Below are 26,479 nucleotides of genomic sequence, written 5' to 3' on the forward strand. Positions count from 1 at the left end.
CAGGGCGTGGGGGAAGGGCGGGGCACCCATCGGACCCCCCCGCCATTAGTCGGCCGCCAGCTCCATGCTGCGCGTGACTTCCTCCTGCACGCGCTCCCAGATGGCACGCTTCAGTTCCACGAAGCGGGGCGACAACTGCACGTCGGCGCTGCGCGGATGCGGCAGGTCGTTCTGGATGTCCTGCACGATGCGGCCGGGCTTGGATCCCATGACGGCCATGCGCGTCGACAGGGTCAGCGCCTCGTCGATGGAGTGCGTGATGAAGACGATGGTCTTGCCGCTCTGCTCGTAGATCGACAACAGCTGGTCTTGCAGCACCTGCCGCGTCATCGCGTCCAGCGCGGCGAAGGGCTCGTCGAACAGCATCACGTCCGGGTCGTTGGCCAGCACGCGCGCGATCGACACGCGCTGCTTCATCCCGCCCGACAACGCATGCGGATACTTGTCCGCCGCGTGCTTCAGTCCCACCATCTCGATGAAACGGCGGGCAATCGGCGCGCGTTCCTGGCGGGACATGCCCCGCATCTTCAGGCCGAACTCCACGTTTTCCTGGACCGTGCGCCACGGAAACAGCGCGTACTGCTGGAACACCATGCCGCACGCGGCGGTCACGTCGGTGACCTCTCTGCCGTTGATCTGCACCGATCCGGTGTTGGGCGTGATGAAGCCGGCCATCAGGTTCAGCAGCGTCGACTTGCCGCAGCCCGAGGCGCCCAGCAGCACCAGGAATTCTCCGCGCTTGACCTCCAGGTTCACCTTGTCCAGCACGGGCACGTCGCCGTAGGCCTTGGAGACGTCCGTCAGCCGGATCATCGTGTCGTTTATCGCTGCCATGCCAGCACCCACCGTTCAAGAAGCCGCAAACACAGATCGGTCACCAGCACGGTGAAACTGATCAGCACCATGCCCAGCACCACCGTGTCGGTCTGGAAGAATTCCTTGCCGTTCATGATCATGAACCCCAGGCCTTCCTTGGACGCCACCAGTTCCGCCGAGATTACGCAGGTCCAGGACAGGCCCAGGATGATCTTCATGCCCGACAGGATCTGCGGCAGACAGCCCGGAAACAGCACCTCGCGCATGACCTGCCAGCGGTTGGCGCCCAGGTTGCGCGCGGCGCGCACCAGCACCGGATCGATGCTGCGCGAGGCTTCCATCACGTAAAGCAAGGCGGGCACGAAGGAACCCATGAAGACGATGCTGTACTTCTGCGTTTCGGTAATGCCGAACCACAGCAGCGACAGCGGAATCCAGCTCATGGACGGCAGCGGGCGCAGGAACGAGATGATGGGATCGAAGACGGCGCGCGCCACCTTCGAGGTGCCCAGCAAAATGCCCAGCGGAATCGCGACGATCACCGCGGCCAGAAAGCCCACCATGACGCGGCGCGTCGAGGCCAGCACGTTGTAGAACAGCGTGCCCTGGTCGGACATGGACAGCGCCCGCGCCAGGACCTGGGACGGCGCGGGCAGGAAAATGGGATCGACCGCGCCGGCGCGGCACAGCCCCTCCCACAGCAACAGAAAACCGAGCAGCGAAAACACGCTGACCCAGAGCAGGCGTGTTTCGCGTGAAGAAGAACGTGCGGACATAGGCAGAATGTCCCGGGTTCAGAGATACGCGGACTGGACCCAGTCCTTGACGGCCGGCGCGCGGTCGATCTGCTTGAGCGACACCAGCATCTCGGCCAGTTTCTGCATGCCGTTCACGAAGTTGCCCGGTTCGATCATCAGCGCTTTCTGGTCCTCGGCCGAATACCACTGCGTCTGCTTGATGACCGCAAGCTGCTCGTCCTTGGACAGACCCGTCAGCTCCAGCAGCACGCCCGCGGCCTCCTCGGGCTGGTTCGTCAGCATCGCATTGGCCTGGAACACCGCCGTGAGGAACTTGCGCACGGCCTCGGGGTTCTCCTTGCCCAGCTTGGCATGGGTCAGCAGCACATCGGGACCCGGGGTGATGGCGTACTGCTTGTAGAGCGAGAACGCCGTATCGTCCAGCAGCACATGCGTGCCCGGCACGGCCTTGATGCGGTCAAAGGCCGGCGTCCACGCCACGGCGGCGTCGATCTGCCCGCCCTGGTAGGCCGACAGCAGGTTGGTGGCCGGCAGGTTGATGATGGCCACGTCGCGGTCGGGGTTCAGACCGGCCTGGCGCAGCACGTCCAGCAGCAGCACGTGGGCGCTGGAGGCGTAGGTGACGCCGATCTTCTTGCCCTTCAGGTCGGCCACCGACTTGACGTTCTCGCGCACCAGCACGCCCTCGGCGCGGCCGAAGTTGTTCGGGGTGGCGATGACCTGGAACTGGCGCGCGCCCGCGGCCATCAGCGCCAGCGACGACACCACGCCGGTGCCCGCCAGATCGATGTTGCCGGCCATCACCGCGCTCATGCGGTCGGACGACGTGGCAAAGCTCTGCCACTTGATGTCCAGGCCCTGCTTGGCGAACAGCCCCGTCTTCATGGCGATGTAGGCGGAGTAATGGCCCAGCCACGCGGAGCCGCCATAGGTGTAGGACGCGCCCGCGGCGCGGCCGATCATCGGAAAGCCCAGGGCGCTGGCGCCCGCAAGCGCGGCCGTACGCACCAGCATGGCGCGGCGATTCATGTTCATATTTTTCCCCTACTGTCTGTAGATTGACCGATGGATTCCATGTCGCCGGCACTCTGGGGTGCGGCAGACGAGACTTTCGCCCGAGCATCCGGCCGCGGCATGAATATAAGGAGCGGCGATGGTCAACATCAGCGGCGCTTAATCGGCGCGCCGCAGGCAGCAAGGGAAAGGCGGGCGCGGCCGCAACGCGCGGCCGTGCCCGAGGCGCCCGTGTCAGATGCCCTGGCCGCCCGAGACTTCGATGCGCTGGGCGTTGACCCAGCGGTTGTCTTCGGACAGCAGGCTGGCAATCATCGGCCCGATGTCGTCGGGCACGCCCACGCGTCCCAACGCGGTCATGTCCGCGAACGCCTTGTTGAACTCGTGCGTGTCGCGCACCGCGCCGCCCAGGAAGTCCGTTTCGATGGCGCCCGGCGCCACAGTGTTGACGGCGATCCCGCGGTGGCCAAGCTCCTTGGCCAGGTAAACCGTCAGCACCTCGACGGCGCCCTTGGCCGCGGCATACGCCGCCCAGCCGGGCGCCGACACGCGCGTCAGGCCGCTGGACAGGTTCACGATGCGGCCGCCGTCGGCCAGCAGCGGCAGCAGGTGCTGCGTCAGAAAGAACACGCCCTTGAAATGCACATCGACCAGCTTGTCGAAGGCCTCGACGCTCATGTCGGCAATCGGCGCCATCTCGCCATGGCCGGCATTGTTGACGAGATGATCGAAGCGGTCGCGCTGCCATGTCCGGGCCAGCGCAGCCTGCAGGCGGGCGGCAAAATCCGGAAACGCGGCGACGTTGCCTGCATCGAGCTGCAACGCCACGGCCTTGCCGCCCAGTTTTTCCACCTCGGCGACGACCTCGTTGGCCTGCGCCTCGCGGCTTTGGTAGGTGATGACGACATCGTTGCCGTGGCGGGCGAGGGCCAGGGCGGCGCTGCGGCCCAGGCCGCGGCTCGATCCGGTGACGAGAGAAATCTTGCTCATGGAATGGCTCCTTGGTGGTTTGCGGTGAGGCTTCCATTCTGTGGCGGATGCCGCCGATGGCCTTTGCCTGAACGTTGACGTTGTTGGCCTGATCCTCCAAATGTGCGCCCGGCCAGACGAGAAGCCATTACGATGGCCCCGTGGCAACCTCTTGCGAATCCTCCATGAACGACGCCTTGCGCGCGGCCGCCAGCCGCTACGCGGCGTGCCATGCCGGGCCCGCCGGTTTGGCACAAACCCCCATCCCGGGACTCGCCGTCATCCGCGCGGTGCAGCCCAGCGGGCTGGACCACGCGATCTCGCGGCCGCTTGCGTGCCTGGTGCTGCAGGGAGCCAAGCGCGTGTCGCTGGGTGCGGACATCTTCGATTTCGGCGCGGGCGATTCGCTGCTGATCACGGCCGATGTGCCCACCGTCAGCCAGATCACGCGCGCCAGCGCGGCGCAGCCATATCTGTCGCTGGTCCTGGATCTGGATCTGGCCGTCATCGCCGAACTGGCCCTGGAAATGAAGCTGGGGCCGGGAGAGCCCGGCGCGCCGGTGCGGGTGGAGCAGACGGATGCCGAAGTCGCCGACGCCGCGCTGCGTCTGCTGCGCCTGGTCGAACGGCCGTCTGCGCTGCCCATTCTGCAAGCCCAGCTGGTGCGCGAAATGCACTATTGGCTGCTGGCCGGCCGCCACGGGCAGGCAATCCGCCAGCTGGCCGGGCCGGCCGGCGCTGCCCCGCGCATCGCGCGCGCCGTCGCGCTGCTGCGGGCCGAGTTTGCGCAACCGCTGCCGGTCGAGCGGCTGGCGGCCGCGGCCGGCATGAGCGCATCGTCGTTCCATCAGCACTTTCGCGCGGCCACGTCGCTGTCGCCGCGCCAGTTCCAGAAGCAACTGCGCCTGATCGAGGCGCGCCGGCGCATGACGGCCGAGGGCGCATCCGCCAGCAGCGCGGCGTTCGCCGTGGGCTATGAAAGCGTGCAGCAGTTCACCCGTGAATACCGGCGGATGTTCGGCCTGCCGCCGGGCAGGGATGCCGAGGCGATACGCGCCGCCGCCAGCGCAGCCGCCTGACATCCGGCGCGCTTTTCCAGAACGCTTTTATTAAGTATTCGCGGCGCTTATATTGCCGCGGCTCCGAAAGGCCGGGCCCACACTCGCGGCACTTGTCCTTGGAGCCTTGTCGTGAAAAGTTATGACGTGATCGTGATTGGTGCCGGCGTGATCGGCAGTTCGGTGGCCTTTCACCTGGCCGAGCTCGGCGCGAAGAACGTGCTGGTGCTGGACCGCGAGACCATCGGGGCGGGCACCACGTCGCAGTCGTCCGGCATCCTGCGCACGCACTATTCCGTGCGCGAGAACGTGGAGCTGGCCCAACGCTCCTGGAGCGTGTTCAACAATTTCGCCAGCTATCTGGGCGACGACGAGGCCTCCTGCGGACTGGTCAAATGCGGCTACCTGATCACCGCCGCCGACGACGACAAGCTGGAACCGCTGCGCGGCGCGCTGGCGCAGCAAAAGGCGCAGGGCATCGCGCTGGAATTGCTGGACGCCGCCCAGGCCCGCGAACTGCTGCCCATCGCGTCTTTCGACAACGCCGCGCTGATCGGCTACGAGCCGGAAGCGGGCTTTGCCGACGCGTACCTGGTGGCCACCAGCTTTGCGCGCGGCGCGCGCCGCCGTGGCGTCACCATCCGCGAGAACGTCAACGTCCAGCGCCTGCTTATCGACAACGGCCGCGTGACGGGCGTTTCCACCTCGGAAGGCGACTACCACGCCCCGTTGGTCATCAGCACGCAGAACATCTGGACGCCCGAGCTTGCTGGCTGGACGGGCGTTGCCATGCCCGTCGTGCCTGAGCGCCACGCCGTGCTGGCGCTGGAATGCGACGCCGCGCCCTATACGTATTCGATGCCCGTCTTCAAGGACCTGGCGTCGCCCGGCATGCTGTACTGCCGCAGCTACGGCGGCAACCAGATGCTGGTGAGCGAGGGCGTCGTGGGCGAGGCGCTGCAAAAGAGCGACGCCGAACAGGGCGACATTCCGCTGGACTACGTGGCGGAAGTCGGCGCCCAGGTCGCGGACCGCTTTCCGGCCTACGAGACGGCCGGACTGGCGTCGTCCTGGACCGGCGTCTACGACGTGACGCCCGACTGGAATCCCGTGCTGGGCCGCGTGCCCGGCGTGCAGGGCCTGATCGTGGGCTTTGGCTTCTCGGGCCACGGCTTCAAGCTGTCGCCCACCGTGGGCCGCGTGCTGGCGCAGGAGGCGCTGGGCCTGGCGACCGACGTGTCGCTTACGCCTTATGAACTTGGCCGCTTTCAGCGCGGCGCGTTGTTGACCGGGAAGTACGGCCTTGGCGCGGTGTCCTGATCTGGCCGCGCCGCAGCGCGCCAGCTGGCTGGCGCTGCCGCCCGAGCCTTGGAAGAACGGCGGCGGTGTCACGCGCACGCTGGCGGCCGACCCGGACGGGCGTTGGCGTGTCAGCATCGCCGACATCGAGCGCGACGGTCCGTACTCGCGCTTTCCCGGCTACGACCGCGTGTCGGTGGTGCTGTCCGGGGAAGGCGTGACGCTGCAAGGGGAAGGGGTTTTGGTGGCGTTGCGGCCTTGCGAACCCGCGCCGTTCGGGGGCGATGATGTGCTGCAGTCCACGCTGATCGGCGGACCCGTGCGCGTGCTGAACCTCTTTGTCCGGCGTGGCGAGGCGGTGGCGTCGGTGACTTGCGCGGGCGTGGCGGCGGGCCGATGCGACGTGGGCGGTTTGCCCGGCGCGATGGCGGGGCGCGCGGTCACGCAGTTGATCGTGGCCGCGGACTCGGGGGGTGCGGGCGGTCGGGGTGGTTCTCCGGGGGAGCTGGAATCAGGCGAATACCTGCTGTGGCGGGGCGTCCCCGCACCAGACACCCACCCGCTGCCGGCCACCCCCGCCGCCGGATTCGCGGTGATTCTCACCATCGCCGTCTCCGCTGCCAGCCCCGGCTGAACAAGCTGCATCCGTTTCCGCCGCGATGCGGTAACGGCCGTTGATTCCTTTCACTCAGGAGTGTTTCCATGAAGGTACTTGCCGCGGTCAAGCGCGTGGTTGACTACAACGTCAACGTACGCGTCAAGGCCGACCAGAGCGGCGTGGACATCGGCAACGTCAAGATGTCGATGAACCCGTTCGATGAAATCGCCGTCGAGGCCGCCGTGCGCCTGAAAGAGCAGGGCGCTGCCGCCGAGGTCGTGGCCGTGTCCTGCGGCACGGCCCAGTCGCAAGAGACGCTGCGCACCGCGATGGCCATCGGCGCCGACCGTGGCGTGCTGGTGCAGACGGATGCTGCGCTGCAGCCGCTGGAAGTGGCCAAGCTGCTGCGCGCCGTCGTGGAGCAGGAAGCGCCCGCGCTGGTGATCCTGGGCAAGCAGGCGATCGATGACGACGCCTGCCAGACCGGCCAGATGCTGGCGGCCCTGCTGGGCTGGCCGCAGGCCACCAACGCCAGCGCCATCGCCATCGGCGACGGCACGGCGCGCGTCACGCGCGAGGTCGACGGCGGGCTGGAAGTGGTGGAACTGACCCTGCCCGCGATCGTCACGGCGGACCTGCGCCTGAACGAGCCGCGCTACGTCACGCTGCCCAACATCATGAAGGCCAAGAAGAAGCCGCTGGATGTCCAGACGCCCGACGCGCTGGGCGTGGATCCGGTGTCCCGCCTGCAGACGCTGCGCGTCGAGGAACCCGCGGCGCGCGCGCCCGGCATCAAGGTGGCGGACGTGGCCGCGCTGGTCGACAAACTGAAGAACGAAGCCAAGGTGATTTGATGACGGTCCTTGTTATTGCCGAACACGACAATCGGGCGCTCACCGGCGCCACGCTCAACACCATCGCCGCGGCCACCCGGCTGGGCCTGCCTGTCCACGTGCTGGTGGCGGGCGGGGACGCGCAGCCCGTGGCCGACGCCGCCGCGCGCGTTGCCGGGGTGGACAAGGTGCTGTTGGCGCAAGCGCCGCAGCTTGCCGATGGCTTGCCCGAAGCCCTGGCCGCGCAGGCGGTCGCGCTTGCCCCCGGCTACTCGCACCTGTTCCTGCCCGCGACGGCGCAGGGCAAGGGTGTGGCGCCGCGCATCGCCGCCTTGCTGGACGTGGCGCAGATATCGGATGTCATTGAAGTGCTGGCGCCCGATACGTTCAAGCGTCCCATCTACGCCGGCAATGCCATCGCAACGGTCAAGAGCGGTTACCCGGTTATCGTCGCCACCATCCGGCCCACGGCCTTCGACCCCGCGTCCGCCGACGGCGGCAGCGCCACGGTTGAAACGGTCGAAGCCGTCGCTGGAAGCGGGTTGGCGCGATTCGTCAGCCGCGAGATCGCGGTGTCCGAACGCCCCGACCTGGGCGGCGCCCGCGCCGTGGTCTCGGGCGGACGCGGCCTGGGCAGCGCCGAGAACTTCAAGTTGCTGGATCCGCTGGCCGAAAAGCTGGGCGCCGCTCTGGGCGCCTCGCGCGCGGCGGTAGACGCGGGCTACGCGCCGAACGACTGGCAGGTCGGCCAGACCGGCAAGATCGTCGCGCCGGAGCTGTACGTGGCGGTCGGCATCTCGGGCGCCATCCAGCATCTGGCGGGCATGAAGGATTCCAAGGTCATCGTGGCCATCAACAAGGATGGCGATGCGCCGATCTTCGGCGTGGCCGACTACGGGCTGGTCGGCGACTTGTTCGAGGCCGTGCCGGCGCTGACGGCATCGCTGCCGTAATCGGGCGTCAACGCCGCAGGCTGCGCCACAGCGTGGCCGGCGGCAGCCCCAGGGCCGGCGCAAGTTCCTTCTGGATCAGGCGCTCCATGGCCATCAGGATCACGTCGCGGGCCTCAAAGGGCAGCTTGCCCACTTCCTGCTGGCGCGCGGCCAGGAACAGCGTGCGCGACAGGCTGGGATCGTCGGCCCGCGCCGCGCCCAGATAGGGCGCCAGCGGCAGCACGCGCAACTGGTCCAGAAAGTGGCGCGACTGCCAGATGCACAGCGGCGTGCTGATGCCAAAACCCAGGCCCGCGGTGACCAGGCTGAGCAGCGGATCTGTGTTGTCGAATTCGTAGGTGCGTTCAATGGTCACGCCGTGCGACTCGACCAGCCGGTCGATCTCGGCGCCGATGAACGAACGCGCGCTGTAGCGGATGAACTGCGCGCGCTTGCCCAATTCCTTGAGCGTATCGATCCGGTCCATGTTCATCGAGCGCGGAACGATCAGCACGTAGGGCTCGCTGAACAGGCTGTACTTGCGGATGTTGGGTTTGCCCGCGGACGCGCTGGTGGTGACGACGAGGTCCAGCTGCCGGTCCTCCAGCTGCTTGTCCAGCACGGGCGTGATGCCCGACCACAGCCGGATCTGGCGCGACGCGCCGGACAGGCCATGGATCAGCGTGGGCCCCAACGTGCCTGCAAAGGAATCCACGCAACCGAAACGCACGATGTTTCGCTTGGCCCGGCTAAGGTTGCGCACGCTCTCGGTCATGTCGCCGGCCTGCGCCAGCAGCTGCGCGGCGTGTTCGAACAGCAGCTCGCCGGCCGGCGTGGGCCGGGCCGGGCGGGTGCTGCGGTCCAGCAGTTCGGTCGACATGGCGGCTTCAAGCTGCTTGATCCGCTGCGACACCGCCGCCTGCGAGAACCCCAGCAGCCGCGCCGCGCCGGACACCGACGCGGCCTCCACGACCGCCACCCAGGTCAGCAGCAGGTTCCATTCCGGATAGTTTTCCGTGGTGCTGAACGAAAAGCGGGTCATGGCGTTGGCGTCCGGCTGCGAAGGGCGGGGGGGTTAGCGTTGGCGCGCGGTGGTCTGGCGCAGCGCGGCAGTCACCATGCCTTCGACCACCGGGATGACCTTGCCGGCCAGGTCGGGGCGATAGCCGTACGGGTACGTTTCGTCCATGTAGGTGGACTGGCACATCTCGAGCTGGATGGCGTGGACGTTGTCCGCCGGGGCACCGTAGTGGCGGGTGATGTAGCCGCCCTTGAAGCGGCCATTGACGGCCCAGGAGTAGTCGGTGCACGCGTCCAACTGGCCTTGCACGGCGGCCAGGATATCGGGCGCGCACGACGCGCCATCAGACGTGCCGATGTTCAGGTCCGGCAGCTTGCCTTCGAACAGGCGGGGCAGGACGCTGGCGATCGAGTGGGCTTCCCACAGCAGCACCGTGCCGTGCTCGGCCTTGATGCGGTCGAGTTCTTCGCGCAGCTTGGCGTGATACGGCTTCCAGTACGCCTCCAGCCGCTGGGCGCGTTCGCCGTCGGTCAGCACGGCCTCGTTCTGGTACAGAGCATCGCCGCGAAACGCCTGAGTGGGACACAGGCCGGTCTTGGTCTGCCCGGGATACAGGCTTTCGTCGTTGGGCGGACGGTTCAGGTCGACCACGTAGCGCGAATAGCGCGCGCCCAGCACGGAGGCGCCCAGCGCCTGGGCAAATTGATACAGGGTGTCCAGGTGCCAGTCCGTGTCGCCCGACTGCAGGGCGACGGACGTCATTTGCGGCTGTTGCGCCTCGGGAATCTGGCTGCCGAGGTGGGGAATGGAGATCAGCAGCGGGGCGGTGCCGCGGCTGAAGTGATAGATGTCGCTCAAGAGAAACTCCGGGTGGCAATGGCAATGCGCCGCGGCAGAACCGCGGGCGGCGGGCGCTTGTATGCTAGGCAGCGCGGCCCGCCGCGAGAATTGCATCAGTTTAATGGATGCTGATGATTAGCCGGGGCGATGCTGAACGCCTTGACCAAGGCGCGGACGCGGGGGAACGCGCCCGCTTCGTGTCCTTGCGGCAGCAAACCGCCGGGCGGGGTGAGGTAGAGTAGATGGCTCGCACACTCTAGCGAGCCTTCATGATCGATGAACTGATTCAACTGGGCAAGCTGGTCAGCCTGGGTCTGGCGCTGATGCTGCCGCTGGCCAATCCGCTGACTTCCATGACGCTGCTGCTGTCGCTCGGAAACCAGATTCCGTTCAAGGAACGGCAGAAGCAGGTGACCCAGGCGGCGTTCTATGTCGTCGGGATCATGCTGGTGACGTACTACGCCGGCGCGCTCTTGATGCACACCTTCGGCATTTCGATCCCCGGGTTGCGCATCGCGGGCGGGCTCATCGTGGTCACCATCGGCTTCAGCATGCTGTTTCCGTCGGACCATCCACGCGCCCTGGAGGCCGAAGCCACGGCCGATGCGTTGGAGCGCGAAAGCCCGAACATCGCCTTCGTGCCGTTGGCGCTGCCGGGCACCGCCGGCCCGGGCACGATCGCGATGATCATCAGCGGCGCATCCTCGGTCGATTCCGCCATTGCGCCCGACTATGTGCGCTGGGTGGTCGCCGTGGCGCCCGTTATCGTCTTCTCGCTGCTGGGGCTGCTGTTCTGGATCTGCCTGCATTGGGCGGGCCGCATCGTGGCCGTGATCGGCAAGAGCGGCGTCGAGGCCATCTCGCGGGTCATGGGCTTTCTGCTGGTCTGCATGGGGGTGCAGTTCGTCATCAATGGCGTGCTGGAGATCGTGGGCACGTACCCCAATCTGTAGATGCCGGGCCCCGACCGCGAATTCGTGACCTGGGCCCGATCGGGCGGGCCTGCATCGCGTGCGTGACGGGCGTCCGGCGGGTTCTGGTCCCGTTGACGGCCCGTCAGTTTCCCGCCCTTCAGTTGCCCGCCATTCGCCGTTCCGGCCGATCCAAGCCCAGATGTCCGCGCAGCGTGGCGTGTTCGTAGTCTTTACGGAACAGCCCGCGCTTTTGCAGCACCGGCACCACCTGTTCCACGAAATCGTCGATGCCGCCCGGCAGTGACGGGGGCATGAGATTGAAGCCGTCGGCCCCTTCGTTCCTGAACCAGTGTTCCATCCGGTCGGCGATCTGCTCTGGCGTTCCCACCATCGTGCAGTGCCCGCCGCCCGCGGCCAGCCTGCCCAGCAACTGGCGCACCGTGGGCTGTTCGGTCTCGATGATGCGCAGGATCGTCGCGTAACGCCCCTTGGGCCCCTTGAACTCGGACAAGGGGGGCAGGGGCGGCACGGGGGCATCCAGTTCCCAACCCGAGCAATCCTGCAGGACGAACATGCCCAGCTGTCGCAGGGAGGCGTCCGCGGGCAGCAGCTCGTCCAGTTCGCGCTGCTTGGCGCGGGCTTCGGCTTCGGTCGCGCCGACATAGGTCACCAGCCCGGGCATGATCGGCACAAAGGCGTCGCGGCCCGCGGCCCGCACCCGCTGCTTGATGTCGCGGTAATAGGCTTGCGCGGCTGGCAGGTCGTAGGCCACCGCGTAGATGGCTTCCGCGCGCCGCGCCGCCAGATCGCGGCCCTGGTCCGAGGCGCCCGCCTGGAACAGCACCGGATGGCCCTGCGGCGGTCGCGGCACGGTCAACGGGCCGTCCACCAGGAAATGTTCGCCGTGGTGATCGATCTTGTGCAGGCGGTCGGGCACGCCAAAGTAACCGTTGCGGTCGATGGCCAGGGCGTCGTCGTCCCACGAGTCGAACAGCCGCAGCGCGACGTCGACAAACTCCTCGGCGCGCGCGTAGCGCCAGTCGTGGCCGGGCATGGCTTCGTAGCCGTGGTTGCGCGCTTCGGCGTCGAACATCGACGTCACCACGTTCCACCCCATGCGGCCGCCGGAGATGTGATCCAGCGAGGCCACCATGCGCGCCGCATGAAAAGGCGTGAAGAACGTGCTGGATACCGTGCTGATCAGGCCGATGTGCGTGGTGGCGCGGGCGATGGCCGCCATCGTGGTCAGCGCTTCCAGGTACCAGCGCGGACCGTCGCCGATGTTGTCCATCGACTGGCCGTCGGCAAAGAAGATGGCGTCCAGCTTGCCGCGTTCGGCCGTGCGCGCCAGGCTTTCGTAATAGGCGATGTCCCCCAGCCGCTCTGCCGCCGAGTCCGGGTGGCGCCAGGCCGCGCGGTGGTGGCCGCAGCCGAAAATGAACAGGTTCAGGTGCATCATGGCGATCAGGTCTTCTTTGGCGTCATCGGTTGCCGCGTCCGGCACGCCCGCCGGTGCCGCAAGCGGGCGAAATTAGCATAAATCACCCGCGCGGGCGCCCGCCACCCTTGCCAGCCACCCTCGCCCGCCACACCGGCCTGCGCCGCGCGTTGACATCGCCGCGCCGCTCTCCTAACCTTGCGGCAATTCCTGGGGGAGCCCTGCATGGGCTGAGATTCCGCGGCAACGCGGTAACCCTTTGAACCTGATCCGGGTAATGCCGGCGAAGGGAAGGACTCCGCAAGTCTCGCGCGCCCTCCCTGATTCCACTCATCTTGCGGCCTTCCGACGGCGGGCCGCCGCGTTACGCGTGTGGCCGCAGGCCGCCCGCGGGAGGACCGACCTTCATGTTGACCCAAACCACCGCCCTGATATGGCTGTTGCTGTTCTCGGGCGGCTTTGCCGTGGCCAGCGTGCTGTACACCCGGCGCAAGCGCAGCACGCTTGAAGACTACATCGTCGCGCGCAACAGCCAGGGGTCGTTTGGCACGATCCTCACGCTGATGGCGTCCACACTGGGCGCCTGGATTCTTTTCTCGCCCGCACAGGCGGCCACCTGGGGCGGCTTGGCGGCCGTGATCGGCTACGCGCTGGGCTCGATGTCGCCGCGGCTGGTCATGATTCCGCTGGGACGCCGCATGCGCGAACTTATCCCGCACGGTCACACGCTGACGGAGTTCCTGATGGCGCGCTACGGCCGGCCCATGTATGGCCTGGCGCTGTTCATCATGCTCTTTTATCTCTTCATTGCGCTGTCCGCCGAGGTCACGGCCATTGCCAAGCTGGTTGCGATGCTGGCGCCCGTGCCGTTGTGGACCACGGCCGCCATCGTGATGGGGACGACCTTGCTCTACACCACCTACGGCGGGCTGCGCTCTTCGATCTTCACCGATCAGGTGCAGATGATGATCATCGTGCCGCTGCTGGTGGTGTTGTGCGTCGTGGGCTGGCAGGCGGCCGGCGGCGCCTTGCCCACCATCGAGGCGCTGCAGGCCAAGGCGCCGCAACTGCTGGATGTGACCGACCCGGTGGGCGTCAAAGCCGGCCTGACCTTCTTTGTCGCCATCCTCTTGACCGGCATCTTCCACCAGGGCAACTGGCAACGCATCTACGCCGCGCGCGACGCGCGCACGATGCGCAACGGCTTTCTGCTGGGCGGCGTGCTGGTGGCGCCGTTCATATTCCTGATGGGCCTGTTCGGCCTGGCGTTTGTCGGCCTGGCCCCGGCGGGCGACAGTTCCATTGCGCTGTTCAGCGTCATCATGCCGCACGCGCCGGTGTGGTTCGTCATCGCCCTGATCCCGTTGGGCCTGGCGCTGGTCATGAGCACCGCCGACACCGCCATCAGCGCGGTGACCAGCATCATCGCAGTCGATCTGCGCCGCCTGATGCCCAACGCCACCGCGGGCACCATGAAGCGCCTGGCGCGCTCGCTGGTGCTGCTGATGGCCATTCCCGTCATGATCGTGGCCTCGCAGGGCTACAGCGTGCTGTACCTGTTCCTGCTGGCCGACCTGCTGTGCTCGGCCGCCGCGTTCCCGGTGTTCTACGGTCTTTTCAGCCGCAAGCATGACGGTTTCACTGCCACGCTCTCGACCATCACCGGCCTCGTCGCCGGGCTGTTCTTCTTTCCCGCACCGGGCGACAAGCCCGTGTTCCTGCTGGAATCGTTCCTGCTGGCGGCGTTTGTGCCAGTGGTGACGACGGTGCTGATCCGGCTTGTGATGCGCGGGCGCAAGGAGTTTGATTTTGCGACGCTGAGCGGGGCGGTGCGCAGGTTGGATCAGGAGCGGGTTTGAGGGGAGGGGCCTAGCGGATAGGCATGGGCTTGGCAGGCGTCTTGTCCCGAACAAGATCGAAGATTTCGACCTCCTCGTCACTTAGTGGGCCGGCTTCATGAGCGATGGCTGCCATTAGCGAGCCTAGGCATGTATGGCGGCTTGGCCGGACGGCTGGGGCGGGATTGTCGAAGAGGCTCAAATCGCTACTGCGACTTTGCTCGGCTACGCGATCTCCCGCTGCGGTATACCGCGGTTCGGACGTGTGCTGAAGTTTGATGAAAGGCATAAAGAGAGTCCGCTCGGCCATTGCGGCCCGATGGCGAACATTCTGGGCCCGCCAGCGACGGCGGCCAACGCCTACACGAAGCAAATCAGACGCACAGAAACAAAAAAGCCTTGGCACACAAAAGTGTCCAAGGCTTTTCCGTCTGGAATTTGGTGGAGCGGAGGAGGATCGAACTCCCGACCTTCGCATTGCGAACGCGACGCTCTCCCAGCTGAGCTACCGCCCCAAATCAAGCAAGAGCAGAAATATACAGGAATTCGGCCCCGCTACGCAACACGGGGCGGCACTAAATTTTTTCAGACGAATTGCAGGGTGGCGATGACCGGCGCGTGGTCTGAGGGCTGCTCGTTGCGGCGGGGTTCCTTGTCGATGACGCAGGCGACGCAGCGCTTGACCAGCGGGGCGGACAGCAGCACGTGGTCGATGCGCAGGCCGGCGTTGCGGCGGAAGGCGAATTGGCGGTAGTCCCACCAGCTGAACGACTTTTCCGGTTGCTCGAACAGGCGGAACGAGTCGGTCAGGCCCAGGTCGATCAGCGAGCGCAGCGCCTGGCGTTCGGGTTCGGACACCAGGACCTGGCCTTCCCACTTTTCGGGGTTGTGCACGTCTTCGTCGGCCGGGGCGACGTTGTAGTCGCCCAGCACGGCAAGGCGGGGGAATTGCTTGATCTCGTCGGCCAGCCACTTGCGCATGGCTTCGAACCATTCCAGCTTATAGGCGTACTTGTCGGAGCCGACCGACTGGCCGTTCGGGCAGTAGGCGCAGACGACGCGCACGTCGCCTTCGGGGCTGGGAAAGGTCAGGGCCAGCACGCGCTGCTGCGAATCCTCAAAGCCGGGAATGTTGCGCACCATCGTCGTGCCGGGCATGCGCGAGATGATGGCGACGCCGTTGTAGGTTTTCTGGCCGGCCCAGACGGCGTGATAGCCGGCTTCCTTGAACGCCGCCTCGGGGAACTTGTCGTCGGTGAGCTTGAGTTCCTGGATGCACAGCACGTCGACGGGATTGGCGGCGAGCCAGTCGAGGACCTGTTGCAGGCGCACGTTCAGGGAGTTGACGTTCCAGGTGGCGAGTTTCATGTTTTCTTCAGACCGTTTATTCAGGCGGTTCTTGGCGGTGGCGCCTTCCAAAACCCCGGTCTAGCTACTCATCTGGCTACGCATCCGGGGCGTGGTTGGCATTCGCCGGGGATAAGGCCAGATGATACCCGCTCATGCTGTCTTCTTCTGCTTGCTGAACTCCGCAAGGTCCGCAAGGTGTCTGACACCCTGGGGAGACGATCCTCAGTTCGTGGCGGCGTCCCAACGGGTGTCAGACACCGGCCAGCGAAGCTCCGCCATTGCCGCAAGGTGTCTGACACCCTGGGGAGACGATCCTCAGTTCGTGGCGGCGTCCCAACGGGTGTCAGACACCGGCCAGCGAAGCTCCACCGTCGCCGCAAGGTGTCCGACCCCTTCAAGCAAAAACCCCGATTCCTGCGAATCGGGGTTTTTCTTTTGCTACTCACTGATGTGATTGAACTCGACCGAGCCCGGTTCGATGCCGCCGCGCCGCAGCCGGCCGTCGACATCGTCCGGATTTCCGCCCGCCGCGTCTGCCGCCGGCAGGTCCAGCCAATTTGCCAGTTCCTGCTTCGCCTGCTGGCTATCGGAGATCCCGCCATTGACCAGCGCCACGCCGTCGCTGCCGTCGAGCTTTCGATAACTGATCTGTGTCTTCATCTTGCCTCCTGGGTTGCGGTGGATTGCCGTTCCACCGTAACACACGAGACAACGGCGTTGTCCGGGCAGCAGCCCGATCCGCTTCCTTAGCCCTTGACCAATCCGCCATCCACAATCAGGTTCTGCCCGGTCACCGCGCGCGACCACGGGCTGGCGAAGAACAGGACCGCGTCGGCGAATTGTTCCGGCGTGGTGACCTCGCGCAGCGGGGTGCCGGCGGCGATCATGTCGAAGACGGCGTCGGGGGTGGCGGCGGAGGCGTCGGTGGTGCGCAGCAGGCCGCCGGACACCATGTTGACGGTGATGCCGTCAGCGCCCAGCTCGTGCGACAGCGTGCGGGTGAAGGCCAGCAGCGCGGCCTTGGCGGCGGTGTAGTCGTGGTAGGGCACGACCGGGTTCTGGACGAGGTTGGTGCCGACGTTGATGATGCGTCCGCCGCCGGCAGCGCGCATGCCGGGCAGGGCGGCTTGGGTGGTGTTCAGCGCGGCGCGCACGCTGCCTTCGAGCTGGGCGTTCATCTGCGCCCAGTCCAGCGTGTCGGCGTGGGGGCGGGCATCGCCATTGAACTGGAAGGCGGGCAGCGCGTTGTTGACGATGGTGTGGACCGGCTGGTCGAAATGCTGGCTGGCGCGGGCTACCATGGCGGCGACGGCCGCGGGGTCGCGCACGTCGGCCTGCACGGCCAGGGCGCGGTCCGGGGCGGTGGCGGCAAGGGCCTGCGCGCGGTCGGCGCTGTTCAGGTAGTTGATGACGACCTTGGCGCCTTCACGCAGAAAGGCCTGCGCGATGGCGGCGCCCAGGCCGCGGCTGGCGCCGGTGACGATGACGAGTTGCTGGGCCAGGGTGGGTTGCGGGCGTTGCAATGACATGAATTGAAGCTTCCTGCTTAGTGTTCCGAGCCGCTGTTGAGCATGCGGCTGCGGGCTTTTTCGATATGGGCGCGCATGACGTTGCGGGCGCCCTCGGCATCCTGATCGCGGATCAGTTGATAGATGTGGCGATGTTCGTCGATGGCGGCGCGCGTGCGCTTCCAGGGTTCGCTGTGGACCAGGTGGCGCATGACGTTCACGGCGTGGCTGACGTCGTACTCCAGCGACTTGAGCACCTGCACGAAGCGCTGGTTGCCGGTGGCGGACGCAATGGCGCGGTGAAACCCGTAGTCGTGATGGTGGGCAATGGCGCCAGACGCGTCGGCCTCTTCGTAGCCGGTCAGCATGCGGTCCATTTCCTGCAGGTCTTCGGGCGTGCGGCGCAGCGCGGCAAGGTGGGCGCATTCGGGCTCGATCACCATGCGCAGTTCCAGGCCTTCCAGAATGTGGCCCACGCGGCGCGCGGGGTCCACGGCGGGCATGCCGCCCATCAGGTCCGGTTTGGACTTGACGTAGGTGCCGGACCCGCGGATCGAGTCCACCAGCTGATCCTCGCGCAGGCGGTCCAGCGCCTGGCGCACGACCGGCCGCGACACCTCGAAGAGGGCGGCCAGTTCCAGTTCGGTCGGCAGCTTGTTGCCGGGCGCGATCTTGCCGGTGGCGATCGCGTAGAACAGGCTTTCGTAGACGCGCTCGGCAAAACGCTCGGCGCGGACGTAGCCCAGGCCGGACGCCACCTCGGCCAGAACGTCCAGTTCGGGACGGGGGCGGGTGGCCGCGGCCAGCAGCGATTCCAGCTGCGGGTCACGCACGTTGCTCATCGGACGCTCCTTGAAGTGGGGACGGGTTGTCATGCGGCATGACTTCCGCGCAGGGCGCTAAGCCCCTGAAAGATTAGGGATAACCCGATCATCCAGAAAAATATCCTGAACCTTGGGATAAAAGCTGTCATTCCAATTGACAAGTTACTGAGGGCTCCCGTACCTTGCCATCACACCACAACGCCCGCGCGCATGACGCGCTGGCGGCGCGGCTGGCCCTCTGCCGGCAAGCGCCTGGAGACACGCAGATTCCCCCAACCGGCCGTTCGGCCGCTACTTTACTCCGCACATCGTGACTCAGAAGAACTTTATCGCCAACCAATGGGTGGCCGCGGCCACCGGTGAAACCATTCCCGTCCTGAACCCGTCCGATGGCAAGCCTTTCGAGGAACTGGCCCGCTCGAACGAGGCGGACGTGGACCGTGCAGTCAAGGCCGCCCGCCAGGCTTTCGAGGGCGAGTGGGGCCAGATGGCGCCCGCCGCGCGCAGCCGCCTGTTGATGAAGATCGCCTTCGCGCTGCTGGACCGCCAGGAGGAACTGGCGCAGCTGGAGTCGGCCGACACGGGCAAGCCCATCAAGCAGGCGCGCGCCGACGCCGCCGCGGTGGCGCGCTACTTCGAGTTCTATGCCGGCGCGGTCGACAAGCTGCACGGCGAGACCATTCCCTACACGCCCGGCTTCACGGTGCTGACTGTGCGCGAGCCCCACGGCGTGACCGGCCACATCGTGCCGTGGAACTACCCCCTGCAGATCTTCGGCCGCAGCGTCGGCGCGGCGCTGGCTGCGGGCAATGCCTGCGTGGTCAAGCCCGCCGAGGACGCCTGCCTGTCGCTCCTGAAGCTGGCCGAGATCGCCGCTGAAGTGGGCCTGCCCGCCGGCGCGCTGAACATCGTCACCGGGTACGGCCACGAGGCGGGCGCCGCGCTGTCCGCGCATCCCGGCATCGACCAAATTTCGTTCACGGGCTCGCCGCAGACGGGCAAGATGGTGGCGCACGCCGCCGCCGAAAACCACGTGCCCGTCACGCTGGAGCTGGGCGGCAAGTCGCCGCAGATCGTGTTTGACGACGCCGACCTGGACGCCGCGATGCCGGTGCTGCTGGGCGCCATCATCCAGAACGCCGGCCAGACGTGCTCGGCCGGCAGCCGCGTGCTGATCCAGCGCGGCGTGTACGAGACCGTGCTCAAGCGCCTGTCCGACGCGTTCTCGGCCACGGTGACCGGCCCGGCGGCGGCCGACCTGGATGTGGGTCCGCTGATCAACGCGCGCCAGCAGGACCGCGTGCGCGGCTTCCTGGCCGAAGCCGAAGCGCAAGGCATGAAGGTCGCGGCGCGCGGCAAGCTGAAGGACGGCACGCCCGAGGCCGGCTTTTACCAGCCGCCCGTCCTGTTCCGCGACGTGCCGCCGGACAGCCGCCTGGCGCAGGAAGAAGTCTTCGGCCCGGTGCTGGCCGCCATGGTCTTCGACACCGAGGAAGAAGCGCTGGAAATCGCCAACGGCACGCTGTACGGCCTGGTGGCCGGCGTGTGGACGCGCGATGGCGGCCGCCAGATGCGCCTGGCGCGCAAGCTGCGCGCGGGCCAGGTGTTCGTCAACAACTACGGCGCGGGCGGCGGCGTGGAGCTGCCGTTCGGCGGTTCGCGCCAGTCGGGCTACGGCCGCGAGAAGGGCTTTGAAGCGCTGTACGGCTTCACGTCCTTGAAGACCATCGCGATCCGCCACTGATCGCGGGGCGGGGCGGCGGCCCTGACCCAGGACCCGGGCAAAATATCGGTTAACGTTGATGTTTTGCTTCCGGGGCCTGCCGCCCCGCATTCAGGATCCGTATGTTCACCGGTATTGTTCAAGGCACCGCGAAGATCGCAAAGATCGCGGATCGCGAAGGCCTGCGCACCTTCACGCTGGATTTTCCCCCTGGTTTCTGCACTGACCTGGCCATCGGCGCCAGCGTTTCGACGGACGGCGTCTGCCTGACCGTCACGGAAATCCTGTCCGAGAACCAGGCCACGTTCGACGTCATGCTGCAAAGCCTGGCGATCACCACGCTGGGCAGCTATGCCGAGGGCGACAGCGCGAACGTGGAGCGCGCGGCCAAGGACGGCGCCGAGATCGGCGGCCATCCGCTGTCCGGCCACGTGGACTTCACCTCGCAGGTGCTGATGGTGAAATCGTCGGACACCAATCGCCTGATGCGCTTCAGCATCCCCGAGGCCTTTCGCAAATACGTGTTCGCCAAGGGCTACATCGCCATCAACGGCGCCAGCCTCACCGTGTCGGAAGTGAACCGCGCCGAGGGCTGGTTCGAGGTCTGGCTGATTCCCGAGACGCGCCGCACGACGGTCTTCGAGGACAAGCAGGTGGGCGATGCGGTCAACATCGAGATCGAACGCAGCACGCAGGTCATCGTCGACACCGTGCGCGAAACCGTGCAGGAAAGCCTGGGCAAGCTGCAACCGCTGCTGGAAGCGATCCTGAAGGAAAAGGGACTGACGCTGGAAGACTTCGTCAGCCCGCAGGGCAAGCTGAAGTAATACCGCCCAAGCGCGGCCGCCGTGGCGGCCTTGTCTGCAATGGCCGGCGCCTTCGCGCCGGCCATGTCGTTTTCACGCCGCCCTGAACGGCTGCCCCTGCGGCCGCACCCGCATCCCGGGCTCAAGCCGCGTCCACGGCAGATCCGCAGGATCCGCCTGCATCGGGCCGGGCGCCTTGGCCACCAGCACCTCGTGCGCAATCGGCTGGAAGTCGGCCCGGAAATGCACCGAGCTTTTCACCACCAGGATCGCCATCTGTTCGGGCTGCACGCCGCCGACGCGGAAGAGGTTGCGGTCCAGCATCTGCGCCTTGCCGGCGCTGGCCACCACCCGCACGCCGCCAATCCGCAGCGTGGCCGTCGCGCCCAGGTCCACGTCCATGCCGTTCATCATCGGCCCGTCAAATCGCAGCTTGCCGTCCGATAACGCCTCGACCACAAATTCGCCTTCGAAGGCGGCGTCGCCCGCGACGCCGGACTGCCCGCCCAGACTGAGCGCAACCGTGGCGCCGACGCCAGCCTGCGTGGCGCGACGCACCGCCTCGGGGTCGTACAGCAAGCCCAGCGCCGCGTTCTGTGCGTCGGCTTGCACCAGCGCGCGCAGCATGCCGGTGGTGTTGGCGTCGCCGCCAGCGCCGGGGTTGTCCTGCGTGTCGGCGATCACGACGGGCCGCGTGGCGCCGGCTGCGAGGGCCTGCGCGCGGTGCACGGCTTCGGCCGGTTCCAGGAAATCAGGCGACCACTCGGGTTCCAGTTCCAGCACGCGCGCATACAGCGATTCGGTGACGGCTTCGACCGCGGCGGCGTCCGTGCCGTAGGCCCACACCACCGGCCCGCACTCCGGGAAATCCGCCGCCGGAAAGCCCGGCGCGAAAGAGATGGAGGCAACCCCCGGCGTCTGTTCCAGTTCGCTCAGCAGCGCGTACACGCCCTGCGAGGGTTGCAGCATCGTGCACATGCCGTTGATGGGAATCAGAAAGGGCAGGCGGCGTTCGCTGTGGGTCCATTGTTCTCCGGCCTGAATGCGCGCCATCAGCAGCCGCGCGGCCAGCACGCCGGTATCGGCCATGTCCACGTGCGGATAGGTGCGAAACGCGACCAGGCCGTTAGCGCTTTGCAGCATCCGCGCGGTGACGTTGGCGTGCAGGTCCAGGCTGGCGACCACCGGCACGCCGGGCCCCACGATCTCGCGCACGCGGGCCAGGAGTTCGCCTTCGCCGTCGTCCAGGTGCTCGGTGACCATGGCGCCGTGCAGGTCCAGGTAGATGGCGTCAAAGCCGCCAGCCCGCACCGCGTCCAGGATCTCGCCGGCGATGCGCTCGTAGGCATCGCGCGTCACGTGGGCTGACGGGCTGGCGCCCGCCCAGATCACCGTCTGCACGGTGTGGCCTTCAGCTGCCACGGCATTGATGAATCCGCCGGCAGGGATGTTGACCTCGCGCAGCGCCAGCATGTCCGCGCCGCGCACCATCGCGGGAAAGCCTTCGCCGCGCACGAAATTGTCGTAACCCGCCTTGGAGGGCGCAAAGGTGTTGGTCTCGTGCTGGAAGCCAGCAACCAGGATGTGCATGAGCGATTTTCCTTGCCGTGTGAGAGAGGGGGAATGCGAGCGTTCGGAAATTATTGGGGGCGGCGCCGCGATCAGCAATACCGCTGTCCACGCCCGAACGTGACAACGCATCCACAAGCCCGCCAGCGCGGGAAATCCCTGATGAATCGCGCGTTGCGTGCCTCGAAGTTGCTCGCTTAGAATATTTTTATGTACTACATCAGTATTGCTAAACAATACTTCAAACGTAGGCAGTAAATCAGGGCATCGAATCGGATGCGGGCTATCGCGCCGGCCACCCAGGCGCATCAAGGTTGCAGGGAAGTCATGCGGACAGACGAGTACGAAGAGCAGGACGGTTTGGCGTTGGCGGGGCTGGTTGCACGCGGCCAAGTCACGCCGGCCGAGCTGATGGAATGCGCGTTGCAGTTGGCCGAGGAACGCGGTGCGCCATTGAACGCACTCACCTATGTGCAGCGCGAAACGGGGCGCAAGCTGGCGGGCAACTGGACCGAACGCGGCCTGTTCCGCGGCATTCCCTTCCTGCTCAAGGATTCGGGCCTGCCGAGCATGCGATTTCCGTCCAGCCTGGGTTCGGCGCTGTTCGACGACACGGAATATGCGTTCGATGCGACGCTGGCCCAGCGCTTCGAAGCGTCGGGACTGATTCCATTCGCGCGGACCACGGTATCCGAGCTGTGCATGGGGCCGTCTACGGAGGCGCGCCGCAACGGCGGCGCCACGCTGAACCCGCGTGCGCTGGACCGGTCCGTCGGCGGTTCCAGCGGCGGTGCGGCGGCAGCGGTGGCGGCGGGCATCGTGCCGGTGGCCCACGGTAGCGACGGCGGCGGATCGATCCGCATCCCGGCGGCTTGCTGCGGGGTGTTTGGGCTCAAGCCCAGCCGGGGACGAGTACCGATGGGACCTGCGCGCGGCGAGGGGTGGGGCGGCATGGCGTGCGAAGGCGTGCTGACGCGCAGCGTGCGCGATACCGCGGCGGCGATGGACGGCATCAGCGGTTATGCCGCGGGCGCGCCCTATGCCGCGCCGCCCGCGCCCGGGTCGTATCTGGATTCCGTGCGCGAACAGCGCCGCGAGCCGCTGCGCATTGCCCTGTGGCGCCAGGCATGGAACGGGATCGCCATCGCGCCGGAATGCCTGGCAGCGGTTGAGCGCACCGCCCGCCTGTGCCGGGAACTGGGACACGACGTGGTGGAAGCGCCTTTGCCGGATCTGGACTATTCGGGATTCGTCCGCGCCCACGGCACGGTGCTGGCCACCAACATCGTGCTGGCCGTGCAGACGCGGCTCGCAATCCGCGGCCGCGAACTGCGTGACGACGACCTGGAACCGGTCATCCGCGACGGCCTGTCGGTCGGACGCGAACTGACGGCCACGCAATATGTGGATTCGATCAACCGATTCCACGCCATCGGACGCGCCATCGAGGCGGCCATGACGGATTTTGACCTGGTGCTGACGCCCACGCTGGCGCAACTGCCGGCCAAGCTGGGGGATCTGGCGCTGGAAGGCGAGTTCTGGGCGTTCCGCGAAAAGGTGTCTCGCTACGCGACATTCCTGGCGGTGATCAATGCTTCGGGCCAGCCGGCGGCCAGCCTGCCGCTGGACTGGACGGAATCGGGTGTGCCGGTGGCCAGTCAGCTCATCGGGCATTTTGGGCGCGAAGACCAGATCCTGCGCCTGGCCGCCGAGCTGGAGCGCGCGGCACCTTGGGCGGGACGGCAGATACTGCTGCCCTGATCCGCACCCCGGCCCGCGGCACGCTGCCGGCGCCGGACCAAACCATAAAAGGGGAATAAATGAAGCGATCCTTTCTGTTTTCCGCAGCAATGTTCCTGGCCGCAGCCGCACCGCTGGCCGCCGCGCCGGCCGCCAGCCACGCCGAGACCACGGCAAAGTTCGTGATGCATGCGCCGCTGCGCGTGCTGGATCCGATCCTGACGTCGGCCTATGTCACGCGCAACCACGGCTATCTCGTGTACGACACGTTGTTTTCGATGGACGCCTCGGGCCGGCCCCAACCGCAGATGGTGGACTCGTGGACGGTGTCGGAAGACGGCATGACCTATGTTTTCAAGTTGCGCGCCGGGCTGGTGTTTCATGACGGGGCGCCTGTCACGGCCGAAGACGTCGTCGCGTCACTGCAGCGGTGGCAGGCTGGCGACGCCACGATCGGCAACCGGCTGAAAAATGCCACGGCCGAACTGGCTGCGTCCGGCCCGGACACCTTCACGCTCAAGCTCAAGTCGCCCTACGGGCTGGTGCTGGAGTCGCTGGCCAAGGAGAGCTCGCCGGTGCCGTTCATCATGCCCAAGCGCATCGCGTCCGTGCCGGCTTCACAGGCGATCAGCGAGACGATCGGCTCCGGTCCCTACAAGTTCGTGCAGGCCGATTTCCAGGCTGGCGTGAAAGCCACCTACTTGAAGTTCGACGGCTACGTGCCGCGCAAGGAACCGGCCAGCGCGTTCGCGGGCGGCAAGGTTGTCACCGTGGACCGGCTGGAACTGCTGAACATCCCCGACAGCCAGACGGCGGTGAACGCGCTGCGCAATGGCGAGATCGACTTTCTGGAAGACGTGCCGCCCGACCTGATGCCGCAGTTGAAGGACGCCAAGGGCATCTCGCTCAAGTCTTATGGCAAGAACTCCAATATGTTTACCTTGCGGATGAACTGGCTGCAGGCGCCGTTCAATAACGTGAAGGTGCGCCGTGCGGCGCTGGCCGCCTTGTACCAGGCGGACTATCTGGATGCGCAGATCGGCGATCCGGACGTCTATCAGGTCTGCGGCGCGGTCCTGACCTGCGTGTCGCCCTATGCGTCCGAGGAAGGCGCCACGCAGATCAAGACGCCGGACCTGGCGCACGCCCGCAAGCTGTTGAAGGAAAGCGGCTATGCCAACGAGAAAGTGGTGGTGCTGCATCCGACCGACCTGCCCATCTTCGCCAACATTGCGCCGGTCACGGCGCAGGCGCTGCGCAGCATCGGCATGAATGTCGAGATCCAGTCGATGGACTGGGCCACGCTGCTCAGCCGCCGCAGCAAGAAAGAGGGCGTGGACCAGGGGGGCTGGAGCATCTTCCAGTCCAACATGTCCAGCCTGGACCTGATCTCGGCGGTCGGCAATCCCAATCTGGACGGGCGCGCCGACTCGACCTATCCCGGCTGGACGCACGACGCTGTCATGGACGAACTGCGCAGCCGCTTCGCTGCCGCCCGCACCGAGGACGAGCGCCGCGAACTGGCCCAGGCCATCCAGCGCCGCAACTACGAACAGGTGATGTACGTGCCGCTGGGCGGGTACTCCAAATTCAAGGGCTACAACGCCAAGTTCGCTGATCTGGTCGATGCGCCGATTCCCCTGTTCTGGACCTCGCCCAAGTAGCGCAAGGGGATCTCCATCATGCTCAACCTGATCTTCAAGCGCGTGCTGGCCGCCATCCCCGTGATGCTGGTGGTGGCCACCGTGGTGTTCCTGCTGCTGCGGCTGGCGCCGGGCGACCCTGCCCGCGTCATCGCCGGCGACATGGCCAGCGAGCAGGCGGTGGCCGAGGTCCGCGCCGAAATGGGCCTGGACCGTCCGCTGGCCACGCAATATGCACTGGCGATGGGCGCACTGCTCAAGGGCGACCTGGGCTCCTCGATCATTTCGAAGGACCCGGTCACCACGCTGATCGGCCAGCGGCTGGGGCCGACGATGGCGCTGGCGATCTGTGCGATCCTGCTCACCATCTTTGCCGCGATTCCGCTGGGCGTCTTTTCCGCCTGGTGGCACAAGGGCCTGTTCGACCGCGTGACGCTGGCGGTCACGGTGCTGGCGTTCTCCGTGCCGGCGTTCGTGGTGGGCTATCTGCTGATCCTGGCGTTCTCGGTGAAGCTGAACTGGTTTCCGGTGCAAGGCTATGCGGGACTGGCGTCGGGCTTCGGCACGTTCCTCTACCACATGGCGCTGCCCACCATCACGTTGGCGACCGTGTTCGTGGCGCTGATCACGCGCATTACGCGCGGCAGCATGCTGGAAGTGCTGGGCGAAGACTTCGTGCGCACGGCACGCGCCAAGGGCGTGCCCGAACGCTACGTGCTGTACCGCCATGCCTTGCGCAACGCCGCGGTGCCCATCGTCACCGTCATCGGGCTGGCGCTCACCACGCTGATCAGCGGGGTGGTCGTCACCGAGACCATCTTCAACATCCCCGGCGTGGGCCGCCTGATCGTCGACGCCGTGCTGGCGCGCGACTATCCGGTGGTGCAGGGCACGATCCTGTTCTTCTCGTTCGTGTATGTCTTCATCAACCTGGCGATCGACCTGCTGTATGTCGTGCTCGATCCGCGCATCCGCTACTGAGGCCGGA

General features: G+C 66.6%; 24 protein-coding genes, 1 tRNA gene and 1 riboswitch. Of the genes, 12 read left to right on the top strand and 13 right to left on the bottom strand.

The genetic code is table 11. From position 1 onward, the window contains the following. Positions 1 to 45: 45 nt before the first annotated feature. The 4 genes from LN047_RS10445 to LN047_RS10460 form a co-directional block, all read right to left on the bottom strand. Positions 46 to 834, bottom strand: coding sequence for an ABC transporter ATP-binding protein (locus tag LN047_RS10445; RefSeq protein WP_226848863.1), 789 nt, complete (start codon positions 832 to 834; stop codon positions 46 to 48). Then, entirely contained in the window at positions 822 to 1,592 is a 771-nt protein-coding gene (locus LN047_RS10450; RefSeq protein WP_056316301.1) for an ABC transporter permease, read from the bottom strand. Before LN047_RS10450 ends, LN047_RS10445 begins: the two co-directional genes overlap by 13 nt. Before the next feature lie 18 nt (positions 1,593 to 1,610). After that, the gene (locus tag LN047_RS10455) at positions 1,611 to 2,609 is read right to left on the bottom strand and encodes an aliphatic sulfonate ABC transporter substrate-binding protein (RefSeq protein WP_056316304.1); all 999 of its coding nucleotides are present in this window, start codon (positions 2,607 to 2,609) and stop codon (positions 1,611 to 1,613) included. A gap of 213 nt (positions 2,610 to 2,822) precedes the next feature. Then, positions 2,823 to 3,578, bottom strand: coding sequence for an SDR family oxidoreductase (locus LN047_RS10460; protein ID WP_373981702.1), 756 nt, complete (start codon positions 3,576 to 3,578; stop codon positions 2,823 to 2,825). Positions 3,579 to 3,742: 164 nt separating this feature from the next. Between LN047_RS10460 and LN047_RS10465 the strand changes: the two genes are divergently transcribed. From LN047_RS10465 to LN047_RS10485, 5 genes are all read left to right on the top strand, one after another. After that, on the top strand, positions 3,743 to 4,636 hold the full coding sequence (locus tag LN047_RS10465; protein ID WP_373981703.1) for an AraC family transcriptional regulator N-terminal domain-containing protein: 894 nt from the start codon (positions 3,743 to 3,745) through the stop codon (positions 4,634 to 4,636). 111 nt (positions 4,637 to 4,747) lie between these two features. Further along, positions 4,748 to 5,935 (top strand): FAD-binding oxidoreductase, encoded by a 1,188-nt coding sequence (locus tag LN047_RS10470; RefSeq protein WP_056316314.1) that lies wholly within the window; start codon positions 4,748 to 4,750, stop codon positions 5,933 to 5,935. After that, complete coding sequence (locus LN047_RS10475; protein WP_373981704.1) at positions 5,919 to 6,548, top strand: HutD family protein; 630 nt, start codon at positions 5,919 to 5,921, stop codon at positions 6,546 to 6,548. The genes LN047_RS10470 and LN047_RS10475 overlap by 17 nt, the downstream gene beginning before the upstream one ends. A gap of 68 nt (positions 6,549 to 6,616) precedes the next feature. After that, positions 6,617 to 7,366, top strand: coding sequence for an electron transfer flavoprotein subunit beta/FixA family protein (locus LN047_RS10480; RefSeq protein ID WP_056316320.1), 750 nt, complete (start codon positions 6,617 to 6,619; stop codon positions 7,364 to 7,366). Next, the gene (locus tag LN047_RS10485) at positions 7,366 to 8,298 is read left to right on the top strand and encodes an electron transfer flavoprotein subunit alpha/FixB family protein (RefSeq protein ID WP_373981705.1); all 933 of its coding nucleotides are present in this window, start codon (positions 7,366 to 7,368) and stop codon (positions 8,296 to 8,298) included. The genes LN047_RS10480 and LN047_RS10485 overlap by 1 nt, the downstream gene beginning before the upstream one ends. Before the next feature lie 7 nt (positions 8,299 to 8,305). On the opposite strand, the gene LN047_RS10490 is transcribed toward LN047_RS10485, so the two are convergent. Both LN047_RS10490 and hutG read right to left on the bottom strand, forming a co-directional pair. After that, a complete protein-coding gene (locus LN047_RS10490; RefSeq protein WP_334167452.1) occupies positions 8,306 to 9,319 on the bottom strand; it encodes a LysR family transcriptional regulator in 1,014 nt (337 codons plus the stop codon). Between the two features lie 33 nt (positions 9,320 to 9,352). Next, positions 9,353 to 10,156, bottom strand: a complete 804-nt coding sequence (gene hutG / locus LN047_RS10495) for an N-formylglutamate deformylase (protein WP_373981706.1) — start codon at positions 10,154 to 10,156, stop codon at positions 9,353 to 9,355. 251 nt (positions 10,157 to 10,407) lie between these two features. On the opposite strand from hutG, the gene LN047_RS10500 reads away from it, so the two are divergent. Beyond that, a complete protein-coding gene (locus LN047_RS10500) occupies positions 10,408 to 11,091 on the top strand; it encodes a MarC family NAAT transporter (RefSeq protein WP_056316331.1) in 684 nt (227 codons plus the stop codon). 118 nt (positions 11,092 to 11,209) lie between these two features. Here the strand turns inward: LN047_RS10500 and LN047_RS10505 are convergent, their stop codons facing one another. Then, the gene (locus tag LN047_RS10505) at positions 11,210 to 12,511 is read right to left on the bottom strand and encodes an LLM class flavin-dependent oxidoreductase (protein ID WP_373982125.1); all 1,302 of its coding nucleotides are present in this window, start codon (positions 12,509 to 12,511) and stop codon (positions 11,210 to 11,212) included. Between the two features lie 181 nt (positions 12,512 to 12,692). Further along, a riboswitch (TPP riboswitch) is annotated at positions 12,693 to 12,799 on the top strand. Positions 12,800 to 12,897: 98 nt separating this feature from the next. Between LN047_RS10505 and LN047_RS10510 the strand changes: the two genes are divergently transcribed. Next, complete coding sequence (locus tag LN047_RS10510) at positions 12,898 to 14,349, top strand: sodium:solute symporter family protein (protein ID WP_373981707.1); 1,452 nt, start codon at positions 12,898 to 12,900, stop codon at positions 14,347 to 14,349. A gap of 418 nt (positions 14,350 to 14,767) precedes the next feature. Here LN047_RS10510 and LN047_RS10515 read toward each other — a convergent pair. The 5 genes from LN047_RS10515 to LN047_RS10535 all read right to left on the bottom strand — a co-directional run bounded on the left by LN047_RS10515 (position 14,768) and on the right by LN047_RS10535 (position 18,028). Then, positions 14,768 to 14,843: transfer RNA gene (locus LN047_RS10515), tRNA-Ala, on the bottom strand. 70 nt (positions 14,844 to 14,913) lie between these two features. Then, positions 14,914 to 15,696 carry an exodeoxyribonuclease III gene (gene xth / locus LN047_RS10520; protein WP_226848888.1) on the bottom strand — a complete coding sequence of 261 codons (783 nt, stop codon included), beginning with the start codon at positions 15,694 to 15,696 and terminating at the stop codon, positions 14,914 to 14,916. Between the two features lie 420 nt (positions 15,697 to 16,116). Continuing rightward, on the bottom strand, positions 16,117 to 16,338 hold the full coding sequence (locus tag LN047_RS10525; protein WP_063952506.1) for a hypothetical protein: 222 nt from the start codon (positions 16,336 to 16,338) through the stop codon (positions 16,117 to 16,119). 86 nt (positions 16,339 to 16,424) lie between these two features. After that, positions 16,425 to 17,207: a 3-oxoacyl-ACP reductase gene (locus LN047_RS10530; RefSeq protein ID WP_373981708.1), complete on the bottom strand. Its 783-nt coding sequence runs from the start codon at positions 17,205 to 17,207 to the stop codon at positions 16,425 to 16,427. Positions 17,208 to 17,224: 17 nt separating this feature from the next. After that, a complete protein-coding gene (locus LN047_RS10535) occupies positions 17,225 to 18,028 on the bottom strand; it encodes a FadR/GntR family transcriptional regulator (RefSeq protein WP_056316345.1) in 804 nt (267 codons plus the stop codon). Between the two features lie 289 nt (positions 18,029 to 18,317). Here LN047_RS10535 and LN047_RS10540 point away from each other — a divergent pair, with 289 nt between their 5' ends. Next, a complete protein-coding gene (locus tag LN047_RS10540; protein ID WP_373982126.1) occupies positions 18,318 to 19,754 on the top strand; it encodes an aldehyde dehydrogenase family protein in 1,437 nt (478 codons plus the stop codon). Positions 19,755 to 19,855: 101 nt separating this feature from the next. Further along, complete coding sequence (locus LN047_RS10545) at positions 19,856 to 20,560, top strand: riboflavin synthase (RefSeq protein ID WP_062840838.1); 705 nt, start codon at positions 19,856 to 19,858, stop codon at positions 20,558 to 20,560. Between the two features lie 72 nt (positions 20,561 to 20,632). On the opposite strand, the gene LN047_RS10550 is transcribed toward LN047_RS10545, so the two are convergent. After that, positions 20,633 to 22,129, bottom strand: a complete 1,497-nt coding sequence (locus LN047_RS10550) for a M81 family metallopeptidase (protein ID WP_373981709.1) — start codon at positions 22,127 to 22,129, stop codon at positions 20,633 to 20,635. Positions 22,130 to 22,435: 306 nt separating this feature from the next. Here LN047_RS10550 and LN047_RS10555 point away from each other — a divergent pair, with 306 nt between their 5' ends. Genes LN047_RS10555 through LN047_RS10565 form a run of 3 tightly spaced genes read left to right on the top strand, consistent with a single transcriptional unit; the run spans position 22,436 to position 26,472 of the window. Further along, positions 22,436 to 23,869 (top strand): amidase, encoded by a 1,434-nt coding sequence (locus LN047_RS10555; RefSeq protein WP_373981710.1) that lies wholly within the window; start codon positions 22,436 to 22,438, stop codon positions 23,867 to 23,869. A gap of 59 nt (positions 23,870 to 23,928) precedes the next feature. Beyond that, the gene (locus tag LN047_RS10560; protein ID WP_226848894.1) at positions 23,929 to 25,512 is read left to right on the top strand and encodes an ABC transporter substrate-binding protein; all 1,584 of its coding nucleotides are present in this window, start codon (positions 23,929 to 23,931) and stop codon (positions 25,510 to 25,512) included. An 18-nt stretch (positions 25,513 to 25,530) separates the two neighbouring features. Then, positions 25,531 to 26,472, top strand: a complete 942-nt coding sequence (locus LN047_RS10565; protein WP_062840841.1) for an ABC transporter permease — start codon at positions 25,531 to 25,533, stop codon at positions 26,470 to 26,472. Positions 26,473 to 26,479: the final 7 nt, after the last annotated feature.

The organism is Achromobacter sp. JD417 (assembly GCF_041879325.1).
GTDB classification, from domain to species: Bacteria; Pseudomonadota; Gammaproteobacteria; order Burkholderiales; family Burkholderiaceae_B; genus Achromobacter; species Achromobacter mucicolens.

What these genes read in the sequence shown, in the direction of transcription:
- LN047_RS10510 (WP_373981707.1), top strand. Translation starts at nt 12,898, where the DNA reads ATGTTGACCCAAACCACCGCCCTGATATGGCTGTTGCTGTTCTCGGGC.
- LN047_RS10465 (WP_373981703.1), top strand. Translation starts at nt 3,743, where the DNA reads ATGAACGACGCCTTGCGCGCGGCCGCCAGCCGCTACGCGGCGTGCCAT.
- xth (WP_226848888.1), bottom strand. Translation starts at nt 15,696, where the DNA reads ATGAAACTCGCCACCTGGAACGTCAACTCCCTGAACGTGCGCCTGCAA.
- LN047_RS10485 (WP_373981705.1), top strand. Translation starts at nt 7,366, where the DNA reads ATGACGGTCCTTGTTATTGCCGAACACGACAATCGGGCGCTCACCGGC.
- LN047_RS10555 (WP_373981710.1), top strand. Translation starts at nt 22,436, where the DNA reads ATGCGGACAGACGAGTACGAAGAGCAGGACGGTTTGGCGTTGGCGGGG.
- LN047_RS10460 (WP_373981702.1), bottom strand. Translation starts at nt 3,578, where the DNA reads ATGAGCAAGATTTCTCTCGTCACCGGATCGAGCCGCGGCCTGGGCCGC.
- LN047_RS10500 (WP_056316331.1), top strand. Translation starts at nt 10,408, where the DNA reads ATGATCGATGAACTGATTCAACTGGGCAAGCTGGTCAGCCTGGGTCTG.
- LN047_RS10550 (WP_373981709.1), bottom strand. Translation starts at nt 22,129, where the DNA reads ATGCACATCCTGGTTGCTGGCTTCCAGCACGAGACCAACACCTTTGCG.
- LN047_RS10545 (WP_062840838.1), top strand. Translation starts at nt 19,856, where the DNA reads ATGTTCACCGGTATTGTTCAAGGCACCGCGAAGATCGCAAAGATCGCG.
- LN047_RS10530 (WP_373981708.1), bottom strand. Translation starts at nt 17,207, where the DNA reads ATGTCATTGCAACGCCCGCAACCCACCCTGGCCCAGCAACTCGTCATC.
- LN047_RS10490 (WP_334167452.1), bottom strand. Translation starts at nt 9,319, where the DNA reads ATGACCCGCTTTTCGTTCAGCACCACGGAAAACTATCCGGAATGGAAC.
- LN047_RS10535 (WP_056316345.1), bottom strand. Translation starts at nt 18,028, where the DNA reads ATGAGCAACGTGCGTGACCCGCAGCTGGAATCGCTGCTGGCCGCGGCC.
- LN047_RS10505 (WP_373982125.1), bottom strand. Translation starts at nt 12,511, where the DNA reads ATGATGCACCTGAACCTGTTCATTTTCGGCTGCGGCCACCACCGCGCG.
- LN047_RS10445 (WP_226848863.1), bottom strand. Translation starts at nt 834, where the DNA reads ATGGCAGCGATAAACGACACGATGATCCGGCTGACGGACGTCTCCAAG.
- LN047_RS10450 (WP_056316301.1), bottom strand. Translation starts at nt 1,592, where the DNA reads ATGTCCGCACGTTCTTCTTCACGCGAAACACGCCTGCTCTGGGTCAGC.
- LN047_RS10565 (WP_062840841.1), top strand. Translation starts at nt 25,531, where the DNA reads ATGCTCAACCTGATCTTCAAGCGCGTGCTGGCCGCCATCCCCGTGATG.
- LN047_RS10480 (WP_056316320.1), top strand. Translation starts at nt 6,617, where the DNA reads ATGAAGGTACTTGCCGCGGTCAAGCGCGTGGTTGACTACAACGTCAAC.
- LN047_RS10525 (WP_063952506.1), bottom strand. Translation starts at nt 16,338, where the DNA reads ATGAAGACACAGATCAGTTATCGAAAGCTCGACGGCAGCGACGGCGTG.
- LN047_RS10455 (WP_056316304.1), bottom strand. Translation starts at nt 2,609, where the DNA reads ATGAACATGAATCGCCGCGCCATGCTGGTGCGTACGGCCGCGCTTGCG.
- LN047_RS10560 (WP_226848894.1), top strand. Translation starts at nt 23,929, where the DNA reads ATGAAGCGATCCTTTCTGTTTTCCGCAGCAATGTTCCTGGCCGCAGCC.